Annotated in this window: 11 protein-coding genes and 2 pseudogenes; 6 read left to right on the forward strand and 7 right to left on the reverse strand. The window is 43.7% G+C overall.

From position 1 onward, the window contains the following. The 3 genes and pseudogenes from STRDD04_RS05705 to pflB form a co-directional block, all read right to left on the reverse strand. Positions 1 to 278, reverse strand: a pseudogene (locus tag STRDD04_RS05705) (threonine/serine exporter family protein); the annotation flags it as partial. 4 nt (positions 279 to 282) lie between these two features. Next, positions 283 to 1,041, reverse strand: a complete 759-nt coding sequence (locus tag STRDD04_RS05710; RefSeq protein WP_148880775.1) for a threonine/serine exporter family protein — start codon at positions 1,039 to 1,041, stop codon at positions 283 to 285. 137 nt (positions 1,042 to 1,178) lie between these two features. After that, on the reverse strand, positions 1,179 to 3,494 hold the full coding sequence (gene pflB / locus STRDD04_RS05715; RefSeq protein ID WP_062200122.1) for a formate C-acetyltransferase: 2,316 nt from the start codon (positions 3,492 to 3,494) through the stop codon (positions 1,179 to 1,181). 227 nt (positions 3,495 to 3,721) lie between these two features. Between pflB and STRDD04_RS05720 the strand changes: the two genes are divergently transcribed. Both STRDD04_RS05720 and dinB read left to right on the forward strand, forming a co-directional pair. Next, the gene (locus tag STRDD04_RS05720) at positions 3,722 to 4,381 is read left to right on the forward strand and encodes a hypothetical protein (protein WP_062200124.1); all 660 of its coding nucleotides are present in this window, start codon (positions 3,722 to 3,724) and stop codon (positions 4,379 to 4,381) included. An 18-nt stretch (positions 4,382 to 4,399) separates the two neighbouring features. Continuing rightward, the gene (dinB, locus tag STRDD04_RS05725) at positions 4,400 to 5,464 is read left to right on the forward strand and encodes a DNA polymerase IV (RefSeq protein ID WP_062200129.1); all 1,065 of its coding nucleotides are present in this window, start codon (positions 4,400 to 4,402) and stop codon (positions 5,462 to 5,464) included. Between the two features lie 193 nt (positions 5,465 to 5,657). On the opposite strand, the gene recD2 is transcribed toward dinB, so the two are convergent. The 3 genes from recD2 to rnhC all read right to left on the reverse strand — a co-directional run bounded on the left by recD2 (position 5,658) and on the right by rnhC (position 9,617). Next, positions 5,658 to 8,018, reverse strand: a complete 2,361-nt coding sequence (gene recD2 / locus STRDD04_RS05730; RefSeq protein WP_062200131.1) for an SF1B family DNA helicase RecD2 — start codon at positions 8,016 to 8,018, stop codon at positions 5,658 to 5,660. A 78-nt stretch (positions 8,019 to 8,096) separates the two neighbouring features. Continuing rightward, on the reverse strand, positions 8,097 to 8,729 hold the full coding sequence (gene lepB / locus STRDD04_RS05735; protein WP_037617001.1) for a signal peptidase I: 633 nt from the start codon (positions 8,727 to 8,729) through the stop codon (positions 8,097 to 8,099). A gap of 3 nt (positions 8,730 to 8,732) precedes the next feature. Beyond that, positions 8,733 to 9,617: a ribonuclease HIII gene (gene rnhC, locus STRDD04_RS05740; RefSeq protein WP_062200134.1), complete on the reverse strand. Its 885-nt coding sequence runs from the start codon at positions 9,615 to 9,617 to the stop codon at positions 8,733 to 8,735. A 140-nt stretch (positions 9,618 to 9,757) separates the two neighbouring features. On the opposite strand from rnhC, the gene zapA reads away from it, so the two are divergent. The 4 genes from zapA to STRDD04_RS05760 are packed head-to-tail and all read left to right on the forward strand — an operon-like array spanning position 9,758 to position 13,659. Further along, positions 9,758 to 10,048: a cell division protein ZapA gene (gene zapA / locus STRDD04_RS05745; RefSeq protein ID WP_062200136.1), complete on the forward strand. Its 291-nt coding sequence runs from the start codon at positions 9,758 to 9,760 to the stop codon at positions 10,046 to 10,048. Between the two features lie 10 nt (positions 10,049 to 10,058). After that, complete coding sequence (locus tag STRDD04_RS05750) at positions 10,059 to 10,610, forward strand: CvpA family protein (protein WP_062200139.1); 552 nt, start codon at positions 10,059 to 10,061, stop codon at positions 10,608 to 10,610. A gap of 60 nt (positions 10,611 to 10,670) precedes the next feature. Then, the gene (locus STRDD04_RS05755; RefSeq protein WP_062200141.1) at positions 10,671 to 13,004 is read left to right on the forward strand and encodes an endonuclease MutS2; all 2,334 of its coding nucleotides are present in this window, start codon (positions 10,671 to 10,673) and stop codon (positions 13,002 to 13,004) included. A gap of 10 nt (positions 13,005 to 13,014) precedes the next feature. Further along, entirely contained in the window at positions 13,015 to 13,659 is a 645-nt protein-coding gene (locus STRDD04_RS05760) for a GNAT family N-acetyltransferase (RefSeq protein ID WP_062200143.1), read from the forward strand. 49 nt (positions 13,660 to 13,708) lie between these two features. Here the strand turns inward: STRDD04_RS05760 and STRDD04_RS11450 are convergent. Further along, positions 13,709 to 14,026, reverse strand: a pseudogene (locus tag STRDD04_RS11450) (transposase); the annotation flags it as partial.

A 14,026-nucleotide genomic window follows, 5' to 3' on the forward strand; every position in this document is an offset into this window, starting at 1 on the left:
GGAACCAGGGGAGCCAGAATGGCTAAAATGAAAACAACAGCTGGCGTTTTGAGGACGATACTGAGAATCTGACTGTAACAGGAGCCAATGATCGCGGCGATAAAAGTTGCCACAATAACATTGGTCGGTCCCTTGAGAAGGAGGTAAAGGAGCCAAGTACTCATTCCCAAAATGCCCCCAGGGATGAGCATGCTACGTTGGACATTTAGAACGATTAAAAAAAGGATGATGGCAAGCAGACTAGCGATTGCTTGCAGAATAAATGTGAGTAGTGTCATAATTTTATTTCATTAAAACAAGGGCAACAGAAGTGCCTGCACCAAGGGCAAGAGTAATGAGAAGCGATTCAAAGAGCTTACTCATTCCGGAGTTGATGTGGTTGGTCATAATGTCTCGTACCGAGTTGGTCAGAGCAATTCCTGGGACGAAGGGCATGACAGCACCTGCGATAATCAAATCTGCTGTTGAGTCGAAACCTGAGTAACGGGCCCAGATCTGGGCCAATAATCCGAAGACGAAGGCTCCAGCAAAGGCCGAGACAAAAGGAATCCGAATATATTTGTCGACATAAAGGGAGAAGGAAAATCCAAATAATGTTGCCACTCCAGCCCCAATAGCATCGTAGAAATTTCCACCGAACATAATGGAGAAGAAGGGGGCGCTGAGTGTTGCAGCCGTAATCAGCTCTTTTTTATTATAAGGAACTTTCTTTGATTTGAGTACCTTCAGCTGCTCAAAAGCCTCTCCGAGACTGATTGCACCACTGACTAGTTGACGAGAAACCTGATTGACATCACAGACCTTCTCGATATTATAGTTCATATGAATGTTACGTTTCATTCGCGAAATATTGGTATTTTCAATTGAAAAGAAAATAGCGACAGGCATAGCTAAGGCATTGCAGTCTATGATTCCCTGCGAATGGGCGATGCGGATCATCGTGTCCTCGACCCGGTAAATCTCTGAGCCACTTTGCAATAGAAGTGTGCCCGCTAGCATAATGACATCCACGGCCAGATTAAGATCTTTTTCCTCTTTCATAGAAATGTTCTCAGCCATTTCATCCCCTTTTCCTCATTTCACAATAACTCTATTATAACACAAATGACCAAAGCTATCGCAATAAATCAAAATAAAACCAGCTGATTTTCAGCTGGTTTTAAGATTAGGAAAGAGGCTTAGCTAAGTGCATCATCCATTGAAAGAACTTCGTGGAAGACACGTTGAGTCAATTCAGTTTTTTGTTCTGGAGTGAGGTACTTAGTATTTACACAGTAACCTGAGATACGAACAATAACGTCTTCACCACTCATGATCTTTTCGTAAACGTCGTTCAAGTCCATAACGTTCAAGTTAACGTGTTGTCCACCGTTTTCGAAGTAACCATCAAGGATTGTTACCAAGTTATCAACTTGTTCGTCACGAGTCTTACCAAGGGCACGTGGTGAAACTTGAGTTGTCAATGAGATACCATCAGCTGCGTAACTAAAGTCAAGGCTAGCAAGTGAATTTAGATTTTGCAACCAGCCACCTTTAGCTTTGTTAGATGGGTTAGCACCTGGTGAGAAGAATTCAAGTTTAGACAAGTTCACAGAACCATCTTCGTTGAGGTATACACCTTTATGGACTGGTGAGTTACCAGTTTGTTTAGAGTAAGCAACGTTAGATGTGATAGTCAGAAGAGACACAGTAGCTTCTGCATTCTTATATAGTTTGTGGCTGCGCAGACGAGTTGTGTAAGCTTCAACCAACCATTCAGCCAGTTCGTTTGAGCGAGGATCATCTTCACCCCAACGTGGGTATTCACCGATTGTTTCGTAATCGTAGATATAGCCATTTTCGTCGCGGATTGGCTTAACAGTTGCATACTTGATAGCAGACAAGGTATCAACAGTGTTGGCAAATCCACAGATACCAAATCCCATGTTAGCACGTTGTTTAGTTGGCAAGAAGGCCATTTGAACAGCTTCGTAGTTGTACTTATCAGTCATGTAGTGGATGATATTCAAAGCATCTACATAAGTGTCAGTCAACCAGTCCAGAGATTTTTCAAAGTTTGCTTTAACTGATTCAAATTCAAGAACTTCGTCACGGATTGGGTCAATGTCAAATACTTTGTAGTCTTTGTGAACATCATCGTAACCACCGTTCAAACCAGTAAGAAGGGCTTTCAATACGTTTACACGAGCACCGAAGTACTGGATGTTGTGACGTTGGTCTTCGTTTTCTGGGTCAAGTGGTGATACACAGCATGAGATACAGCTCATTTCACCGTATCCGTCTTTTGCCATAGTTGTTACACCTTCATATTGAATAGAAGAGTGCTTGTGGCTCATGTGCATACAGTAGCGACGGAATGAGTATGGCAATTTGTCAGTCCAAAGAACTGTCAAGTTTGGCTCTGGAGAGTTACCGATGTTGTCAAGTGTGTTCAAGAAACGGTAGTCCATCTTAGTAACACGGTGACGACCGTCGTTACCCATACCTGCCATAGAAGTTGTGATGAAGGTTGGGTCACCAGAGTACAATTGGTCATAAGCTTTTGTACGAGCGAATTTCACTGTACGAAGTTTCATAACGAAATCGTCAACGAATTCTTGGATTTCTGACTCAGTAAATGTACCGCGAGCAAGGTCACGTTCTGCAAAGATATCCAATACGATTGGAACACGTCCAAGCGATGTAGCAGCACCGTTGATAACACGGCAGACTGACATGAAGGCGATGTTCACCCATTGAATCGCTTCTTTCACGTTCATAGCTGGTTTACGAACGTCAACTCCGTAAAGGTCACCCAAGCGAACAACTTGTTGCAAAGCTTGGTATTGAAGGTTTACTTCTTCACGGAGACGGATGGTTTCTTCGTCGATTTCTTTGATTGCATTCCAGTCGTTTACTTTTTCTTGCATCAAGTAGTCTGCACCATAAAGAGCAAGACGAGCATAAACACCGATGATACGTCCACGTGAGTAAGCATCTGGCAGACCAGTTACAGTGTGGGCGTGACGAGCGCGACGGATGTTTGAAGTGTAAGCGCGGAAGATACCATCGTTAACAGTTGTCACGTATTTTGTGAAGATTTCGTGAACAGCTGGATCAGGTTCATAGCCATTTTCCTTCAAAGTTGTTTCAGCCATACGGATACCACCTTTTGGCATGAAGTTCAACTTGAAGAGTTCGTCGTTTTGGATACCGTAGATCAGCTCGTTGTCTTTGTCGATGAAACCAGCAGGGATATCAGCGATTGATGTTGGACGAGTGTCCATAGGGAAACGAGTTTCTTCGTAATGAGCCTTAGTTTCTTCAACAATTTTCTTGATATGAAGAGAACGCTCAGTAGGTCCTGCTAGGAAGCTTTCGTCACCATCATAAGGCGTATAGTTAGCTTGAACGAAGCGAGAAATACTTGCTTTTTCTTTCCAGTCTACACCCTTGAAGCCTTCCCAAGCTTTGTCGAAAATATCTTGAGCTTCAACAACTGTTTTAACAACCATTTGATTTTCCTCTTAATTCTAGTAACAAGCATCTGTTACATTTATATTTAAAGTATATCACAAGGTAATCGGTTTCACAAACGATTTTCATAGAGAAATTGGACATTCTTTTATAATACAGTTTGACAAATAGAGGGAAACTGTGTTATAATTTTGAAAAATTAAATGAAAACAGAAAAAGAGTCTAATAAACTTAGATAGTTTACAAAGTTAAGGGAGGCCTTATCATGAAAAAAAGTAAAAATATTACGGGTTTTGATTTTCTGTGGTTAGCCTTGTATACTATTGCTGCCTTTTTATTTGAATTATTACTGGTGACAGTGGAAGGATTTTTGGGGATTTCAATTTATCACGCTACAAAGTTTCAGATGATTGCTCACTGGATAGTGACTAGTTTGGGCTGGTTAGGTTTAGGATTCGCTATTATTGCTCTAGCTAAAAAACAAACTGGCTTTGACCTTTTGAAAACGGAGAAAAAAACTGTATCTGTTTGGCAATGGTTGGCGGTTGTCTTGAGTTTTATCCTTATTACACTTGTCCAATACTGGGATTGGAAGGGCTTCAAAATTTTGCTTGAATTTCAGCATTTGGGTTGGTTGAAGTTTCTATTTCAATATATCTACTATGCTGCTGAAAGTTTCTTGATTTCTCTGGTACTGGTTTTCGGACAAAAAGCTTTTGAGACTTGGTTTAAAAATGATAAAATTCCCTATGGCGGTATTCTCTTAGGTTTGACATGGGGCCTGATGCATATCTTGTCAAAGGGAAGTGTCCTGACAGGAATATTAACTTGTTTGGCGGGCTTTCTATTCGGTAGTGTTTATCTCCTAGTGAATAAAGATTACAAGAAGACTCTCGTCATTGTGACTTGCTTATTTATGCTTTAAAAGATTCTAGGAGATGGCATGTTAATTTTTCCGCTTATCAATGACACATCGCGAAAGATCATCCATATTGATATGGATGCTTTTTTTGCTTCGGTGGAAGAGCGGGATAATCCCAAGCTTAAGGGGAATCCAGTGATTATAGGTAGCGATCCTCGTCAGACAGGTGGGCGTGGCGTAGTTTCGACCTGTAATTATGAAGCCAGAAAGTTTGGGGTTCATTCGGCCATGAGCTCCAAGGAAGCTTATGAGCGGTGTCCGCAGGGGATTTTCATCTCGGGGAATTATGAAAAATACCAGGCTGTTGGTTTACAGATTCACGAAATTTTTAAGCGCTACACTGACCTAGTTGAACCGATGTCAATTGACGAGGCTTATCTGGATGTGACGGAAAATAAGCTGGGTATCAAATCTGCGGTCAAGATTGCTAGGCTGATCCAGCATGATATCTGGAATGAACTGCAGCTGACCGCTTCAGCAGGAGTTTCTTACAATAAATTTCTGGCCAAAATTGCCAGCGATTACCAAAAACCGCATGGTCTGACCATCATCCTACCCGAGGAGGCAGAGGCGTTTTTAGCTTCCATGGACATTGCCAAGTTTCACGGAGTTGGCAAGAAGAGTGTCGAGAAATTGCATGAGATGGGCGTCTATACTGGAGCGGATCTACTCAAGATACCGGAAATGACCTTGATTGATAAATTCGGCCGCTTTGGCTTTGACCTTTATCGAAAGGCACGGGGGATTAGCAATTCTCCTGTCAAAACAAATCGTATTCGTAAGTCCATTGGCAAGGAACGAACCTATGCCAAGCTGCTCTATAGCGAAGAGGATATTAAAAAAGAGCTGACTCGCCTGGCGGCTAAGGTAGCTCTCAGCTTAGATAAGCACCAGAAAGCTGGTAAGACGGTTGTCCTCAAAATCCGCTACGCTGATTTTTCAACTCTAACCAAAAGGCGGACCTTGGATCAACAGACTAGAGAAGCGGAGTTGATTGAGCGGGTTGCCCATGAAATTTATGATAGTTTGGAGGAACAACCACGAGGGGTCCGTCTGTTAGGGCTGACGGTGACAGGCTTTGGATAAAAATGTAAAAGAGTCTGGGACACAACTGTCTCAGACTCTACTGTTTTAAAGGGGAATATTTGATAAGGAAGTCCCTGCCTGCCCAAAGAACGACGTTGATAGGATGGTTTGGCTAGTAAATTTCTATGACAGCGTAAAGGAACTTTTACAGCCATTATATAGAAATGATAGAGTGACAGATTTCGGTTTCCGTTTACTTGCCAAATATACTGTGGATATCTTCCTCAGTTAGCCCGATCATAGGGTCAATTTTCAGGAAATTTTCCGTTGATAAGACATGGTTTTCCACAATCTTTTCTACATTATCCACAGGAGTGTGGATAAGTTCTTGAGAACCCTCTATGTCTCCAAAACGCTCAATCAGATAAGTTTTGCGGGCTGTTCCGGTATTTTTTACGGCATAGTCAAAGGCCGCTTTTTCCCCAAGCAGAATCAGTTTGCTCTTGGCTCGGGTGATAGCTGTGTAGACCAGATTGCGCTGGAGCATGCGGTGGCTGCTTCGAGTAATAGGGAGGATAACCACAGGAAATTCGCTGCCTTGAGACTTGTGGATGCTCATGGCATAGGCTAAGCGGATTTTGTACCATTCGCTGCGCTGATAGCTAATCTCGTTGCCGTCAAAGTTGATGGTCAGTTCGTCCTGTTTGGATTCGGTGTACTTAGCTGGCAGCAGGTCGGTGATATAGCCCAAGTCACCGTTAAAGACATTATTTTCAGCGTCATTGACGAGGTGGATGACCCGATCTCCCTGTCGATATTGGCAGTCAGGTGCTTCAAAGGTCAGCTGGTCTTTTTCCACAGGATTGATGAGATTTTGCATGAGGCTGTTAATCTGGTCAATGCCAGCCTGTCCGCGGTACATGGGAGCCAGCACTTGCACATCCTGAGCTGGGATGCCGCTGCGAATAGCTGCGCTGGTAATTCGTTCAATCATGGGCGGGATGTGTTCATTTCGAGCTTCAAAATAAGAGCGATCTGCTTTTTTCTCAGTAAAATCTGCTGGCAGCAGTCCTTTTTGGATCTGACTAGCCAAGGTGACAATGGTCGAATCTTGACTCTGACGGTAAATTTTTTCCAGCTTGGTTTGGGGAATGCTCGGTATTTGCAGTAGGTCAGCTAATACCTGACCAGGACTGACAGAGGGCAACTGCTCCGCATCACCAACCAAGAGCAATTTGGTATTGGAGGAGATGTTGCTGAGGAGCTGGTTGGCCAGCCAAGTGTCTACCATGGAGAACTCGTCCACAATGATAAAATCAGCATCCAGATAATCATCCAAATGACTGGTATCATCATCTCCAGTCATACCGAGATGCCGGTGGATCGTAGCACTGGGCAGTCCAGTCAGCTCATTCATACGGCGAGCAGCCCGACCAGTAGGAGCAGCAAGAAGGATGGGCAAATCTGCCTTCTTTTTCAAATCCAAGCCTCGAAGCTGGCTGTAGACGGCGATGATACCATTGATGACGGTTGTTTTGCCTGTTCCTGGTCCGCCAGTCAGGATAAAGACTTTTTGTGTGATAGCGTCGAAAATGGCCTGTTTCTGAATACCATCATAGTGGATGCCTAGGTCATCTTCAGCTTGGCTGATGGCATCGAGGATTTTTTCCTCTTCAAAGCGATCTTGATGGCCTTTTTCCAAGAGACGGACTAGATTGCTACGGATGCCTTCCTCGGCAAAGAAGAGGCTGTTTTCAAAAATCTTGGTTTCGACGTTTTGGACCTTGTCTTCTTCAATCAGGTGAGCTAATTCATCGGCTACCAGACTGGGATCTAGCTCTACTTGGCGCGAATTCTCCAAGAGTTCAATGGTATGAGCCAATAGGTCTCTAGCCTCCAGATAAGTATCGCCAGTTTCCATGGACTGGGTCAGAAGGGTATGAATCAAACCAGCCCGAAAACGCTCAGGGGCATCACTCTCAATGCCCAACTGCTGGGCTAGTTGATCGGCAATTTTAAAGCCGATACCTTGGATGTCCTCAACCAGTTGGTAGGGATACTGTTCAACGATTTCCAGCGTTTCTCCCTTGTAGGTGTCTTGGATCTGAAAGGCTAGCTTGTTGGGAATCCCGTAGGCGGCTAGTTTGGCCAGGACCAGCTCTGTTCCATAGTTGAGTTGCAGTTTGGTTACAAAAGCTTCTCGGTTTTTGGCGGAAAGACCAGTGATTTCTTTTAGTTTCTCTGGCTCAGCCAGAATCTTGTCAATGGTCTCCTCTCCATAAAGATCCACGATTTTTTGGGCTGTTTTGACGCCGATACCTTTAAAGTGGTCACTGGAAAAATACTTGACTAGCCCCTTGCTGGTCGGCTTAGCTCGTTCATAGCGGGAAATTTTCAATTGTTGTCCATATTTGGGATGCTGAACGAGGTTACCCCAAAAAGTGTAGTCCTCGCCTTCAATAACATCGGCCATAGTTCCGGTTACGATAATCTCAAAATCATCAAAATCTTCACAATCCGTGTCTTGGATGTCCAAGAGGAGGATTCGAAAGAAATTGCTGGGATTCTCAAAAATGATGCGCTCAATGGTGCCTGAAAAATAAAATTCTGTCATTTCCTCATTCATGTATTTCTAAAAATCAAACCCAGCTGAGAAATCAACTGAGTTTGGATAGGCTATACTCCTTAAGTATTAATAAGTTTTAAAAGGCAGCAACGGCCAGAAGCGGAATTTGGCTTCGCCTTGAATTTGACTGGATTTGAAAGCACCGACCTGACGGCTATCTTTGGACACGATACGATCGTCACCCAAAAGTAGGTACTCATCATCTAGGAGCTTGATGGTAAAGACAGGACTGCCGTCTTTATCCACTGTAAAGGCCTGAGCCTGAGAAGCCAGCTTGCGGAAAAATTCCCCATTGTCCTCAAAGTCCTCACCGATGTAAGTGGACTGAAGTTTGTCCTCTTGGAATTTCTTGATATACTCCGTTAAATAGGGTTCATCAGTCTTTTTGCCATTGATATAGAGAGTGTCGTTTTCATATTGGATAGTGTCACCAGGCAGACCGATGACACGTTTCACGATTTCTTTCGTTTTGCCGTTATCATCTTTTTCAGAGGCTACAACAATATCGAAGCGATCAACCGACTGGTGCTTGAGAACCAATAAATACTCACCGTTGGCCAGCGTCGGGTCCATAGAGTGACCGTCAACCTTGACAGGTGCCCAGAGGAGCCAGCGGGAGATTAGGATAGCTGAGATAATCAGGGAAAAGAGTCCCCATTCCTTGAGGAAGGCTCGGAAGTCAAAGTGTTTGTTTTTCATGGCTTACCTTTCTAAAAGCTTTTTTGCTTTTTCTGTATTTTTGAAATGGAGTTTGGCTGAATGCTGGAGACCGGCCATTCCGTATGCTTGGAGAATCTGGCTAGCAACCTGATCGCTCTTGCTTCCTGCTCCGCTTGGCAGAGTGTAACCAAGCTCCTGGCTCAGATTTTCTAGATTTTCCAGAAAGAGGTCACGGGCGATAATGGAGCTGACAGCGACAGCTAGAAACTTCCCTTCAGCTTTTTCAATGAGGCTAATGGGATTTGGGAAATGATTCTTTTCATTTTGCAGATATTTGTCATAATTTTGCTGACTGGTAAAGGCATCAATGACAATTTTTTCCGGTGTCAAACCTTTTTGCAGTAGCAGATAAATGGCTTGATTGTGAAGAGCCACTTTGACAGACACGGCATTGTAACCAGAAGCAATCACTTCATTATATTTTTCTGGAGACAAGAGCAGGGCCTGATGTTGGATTTCTTTTTTCAAAATCGGCGCCAGCTGCCGAATCTTAAGGTCGGTCAAGGCCTTCGAGTCGCCTACACCCAACTTGCGCAAGAAAGCATGCTGTTCTGGACTGACAAAGGAAGCCACCACTGCTAAACCACCAAAATAAGAGCCGTTTCCGACCTCATCAGTACCGATAAGGGAAAAGTTCTGGGAAGTGTTGACTGTTTCCTCGGCTTGGTAGCCCAAAAAAGCAGCATAGTGGCCAGCTTTTTCTCCTTGAAAAAGAACCTTGCCAGAAGTATAGATGCTGACAGTTGCCTGATTCAATTTCAGCAGAGATTGAATGTATTGATTCTTGCTAGGTGTCAGGCAGTCTTGATATTTCTGGATAAAAGCCTGAATTTCTTCTCGTTTAGGACTTAAAGTAATACTTTCCATAGTCACTATTGTACCATAAAAAGGAAAAGAGGAAAGCCATAAGAATGTAAGATTTTAAGATATTTTCTTCATGTTTTTAAGTAGTAACTTTAAGACTGACAAAGCGTATTTTTTTTGGTATAATATCATGAGGTGATTTTATGGCAAATTTGAATCGATATAAGTTTACATTTGGTAACAAAACATTGACCTTAACAACGGAGCATGATAATTTATTTATGGAAGAAGTTGAGCGGGTTGCAAAGGAAAAATATAAGGCCATCAAAGAGCAGATGCCTGCAGCAGATGACGAAGTTTTGGCCATTCTCTTGGCTATCAACAGCCTGTCAACTCAGCTGAGCCGCGAGATTGAATTTGATGATAAAGAAAAGGAATTGGAAAATTTCCGGCACAAAATGCTGAATGAACTAAGAGAAAAGTCGGCTAAATAGAGGAGAAATAATGTTTTCAGTAATTATTTTGCTAGTTTTAGCCTGGAGTTTCTATATTGGGTATTCACGAGGTATTGTTTTACAAGGATTTTATACTGCAGCGGCCCTTGTGGCGATGCTGATTGCGGGCTATTTTTATAAGGGAGTAGCGAAAGCAATCAGTCTGTGGATTCCTTATGCCAGCGCTACTCAAGGCTCATCGACATATTTCTTCCCCAATTCACAGTTGTTTCATTTGGACAAGGTTTTTTATGCTGGTTTGGCCTATCTCTTTGTTTTTACAGTTGTTTATGTGTTTGCGCGCTTTATAGGAATTTTTGTTAATCTAGTTCCGTATCCCAACAAGCTTGACACACCGCGGTATAATGTAATCAGCGGAGCGATTGCTGCATTCATTACTCTTTTTGGGATTGAAATGTGCTTGACAATCTTGGCAACAATGCCGCTGGCTGAGGTTCAAGAACGGCTCAATAGCAGTGCCTTGATCCGATTTATCATCAACTATACCCCTATTACGTCCAGTATTTTAAAACATTTCTGGGTGACGAACGTTATCGGATAATAGAAAGACTCAGTTGGCAGAGCTAGCTGAGTTTCTTTTGAAATAGTTAGAAAAGAAGTTATGAATAAAAAAATTTTAGAAACCTTAGAATTTAGCAAGATTAAAGAGCTTTTCACCCCCTATCTGCTAACTGAGCAGGGGTACTTGGAGCTTAGCCAGTTGCAGCCTACCAGTAAAAAAGAGACCCTTGCTGCCGCTTTTTTAGAAATGACAGATATGCAGCAAATTTTTGTCCAGCAGCCTCATTTTAGTCTGGGAGCTATCCAAGATATTACGGGTCTGACCAAGCGGCTGGAGTTAGATAGCGACCTCAATATTGAGGAATTTCTAGCTCTCAAGCGGGTCTTAGCTGTGACCCATGAGCTGATATCTTTCTACGAGGATTTGGAAAATGTCCAACTGGAACGTTTGAATCGGCTATTTGACAATCTGGTTGAATTTCCCAGCATCCAAGGCAATCTGCAGGCGATTAATGACGGTGGCTTTGTTGAAAGTTTTGCCAGTGAGGAACTGGCCCGCATCCGCCGAAAAATTCAAGAAAATGAAAACCAGGTGCGGGAAATTCTGCAGGAAATCCTCAAGACTAAGGGAGACATGCTGGCGGACCAAGTGGTAGCCAGCCGGAATGGCCGCAATGTGCTGCCGGTCAAAAATACCTATCGCAACCGCATTTCTGGTGTGGTTCACGATATTTCAGCCAGCGGGAATACCGTCTATATTGAGCCTAGAGCAGTTGTCAATCTCAATGAGGAAATTACCAATGCTCGAGCTGATGAGCGCTATGAAATCCAGCGGATCTTGCAGGAGCTGTCTGACCGTATCCGGCCACATGCGACTGAACTTGCCAACAATGCTTGGATTATCGGGCATCTGGATTTGGTGCGTGCCAAAGTCCGCTTTATGCAGGAGACAAGATCGGTAGTGCCAAACATATCGGAGGAGCAGGATATCCGACTTCTCAGTGTCTGCCATCCCTTGATTGAAAATGCGGTGGCTAATGACCTGCATTTCGGGCCGGATTTGACAGAAATTGTCATTACCGGTCCTAATACGGGTGGTAAGACCATTATGCTGAAGACCTTGGGTTTGGCTCAGCTCATGGCCCAGTCAGGCCTGCCGATTCTGGCAGACAAGGGTAGTCAGGTGGGGATTTTTAACCAAATCTTTGCTGACATTGGTGATGAGCAGTCGATTGAGCAGAGTTTGTCGACTTTCTCCAGTCACATGACCAATATCGTCTCTATTTTAGAGCAGGTTGATAGCGAGAGTCTGGTTCTGCTGGATGAGCTTGGGGCTGGAACTGACCCGCAGGAGGGAGCAGCTCTAGCTATTGCTATCTTGGAAGATTTAAGGCTACGACAGATTAAAACCATGGCGACGACCCACTATCCTGAGCTCAAAGCCTATGGGATTGAGACGGACTGGGTGGAAAATGCCAGCATGGAATTTGACACAGATAGTTTGCGGCCTACCTATCGCTTTATGCAGGGGGTGCCAGGACGCTCCAATGCCTTTGAAATCGCTCGGCGTCTGGGACTGTCAGAGGTTGTTGTTCGACATGCTCAAGAGCAGACTGATACAGACAGCGATGTCAATCGAATCATTGAGCGCTTAGAGGAGCAGACACTAGAAAGCCGCAAGCGCTTGGACAATATTCGCGAAGTCGAGAAGGAAAATCTCAAATTTAACCGAGCCCTCAAAAAACTTTACAATGAGTTTAACCGAGAGAAGGAAACTGAGCTCAACAAGGCGCGGCTGGAAGCCCAGGAAATTGTTGATCTGGCCTTATCGGAGAGTGAGAGCATTCTCAAAAATCTCCATGATAAGTCCAGTCTCAAACCACATGAGATTATTGAAGCCAAGGCTCAGCTTAAAAAGTTGGCACCAGAAACCGTTGATTTATCAAAGAATAAGGTGCTCAAGCAGGCTAAGAAAAATCGGGCGCCCAAGGAGGGAGATGATATTCTGGTTACCAGTTATGGCCAGCGGGGAACCTTGGTTAAGCAGCTCAAGGATGGTCGCTGGGAAGCCCAGGTCGGTCTCATCAAGATGACTCTAGCAGAGCAGGAATTCAACTTACTCAAGGCTGAAAAGGAGCAGCAGCCTAAGCGCAAGCAGGTCAATGTGGTCAAGCGGGCCAATACTGCTGGACCGAAAGCCAGACTGGATCTGCGCGGCAAACGCTACGAAGAGGCCATGGAAGAGCTGGATGCCTTTATCGATCAGGCCCTCCTCAATAACATGGCTCAGGTGGATATTATCCACGGTATTGGGACTGGGGTCATCCGTGAAGGGGTGACAAAATACCTCCGCCGCAACAAGCACGTCAAGTCCTTTGGCTATGCTCCGCAAAATGCCGGTGGTAGCGGTGCGACGATTGTAATCTTTAAGTAAGAGGCCAGAAATGAAAATACAAATCTATGACTCGACTTATGAGAAAAGTTGGGTTTATACAAAAGCTTTGAGTTATCTCTTTTCGCCTTTCTTTGATGACATGAGCCGCAGCAAGGATGAGTTTACTGAAGAGCCTTACCAAGATTCGGTTGAGCTCATAGCAGTGGAAGATGATCAGGTTGTAGGGCTTCTAGATATTGGGATTTACACCGAAGAAGCAAGCCATGCTTATCCATATTATCGAGGAGAAAAGATAGCCTACTTCGCTAATCTGGCTGTCCATCCTGATTTTCAGAATCAAGGGATAGCCAGTCAACTCTTTCAAACTGCTTGGGAGCAGCTGCATGAAAAGAAAGTTGAGGCCTTGATCATCTTTACCAGAGATGGAGAGCAGGCAAATCACCTCTATCAGAAGTGGGGCGGCAAGCTGATTTGTCAAGATTATTTAGTTGTCGGGCGCCCCAAAGATCAAATAGCGTTTTCTTTCAGCGTTGATAGGAAGCAGCGGACAATCTGTCTGACAGACAAGTCGGGAAATTCCTTAGGCTATTATCAAAGAGAAGGGCATTATATTGTCTCAAGGAAAGAAGATTTGGAGCATTTTGAGATTGATGAACTTTACAAAGAACATACCTATGTCTTGAAAATCGAATAAGGCATTGGAAGTTTTGGCTCTTTGTCAATTGTAGTGGGTTAACGAAAAGTCATATCCTGGAGAGGACTAAATCAGTTCTCTCCTTTTTGATATTCAAAGCGATGAGAATTCTAGTTTTAAAGTTGTCAAAATTCCGGAAGCCAAAAGTGTTGCGCTTGATGACCTTGATAAGGTTGTTAGTAGCCTACGGTTTTGCGTTAGAATAGGGTAATTCCATAGCGTTGATAATTTTATCTTTGTCCTTAAGAAAGGTTTTAAAAACAGTCTGAAAGATAGGATTTATACAAGCAATCCTTTCTTCAATGAGTCCAAAGAAATGCTCAGCTTGTTTCTCTTGAAAATGAAAAAGCAAGAGTTGGTAAAGCTC

Source organism: Streptococcus sp. DD04, assembly GCF_001578725.1.
GTDB classification, from domain to species: domain Bacteria; phylum Bacillota; class Bacilli; order Lactobacillales; family Streptococcaceae; genus Streptococcus; species Streptococcus sinensis.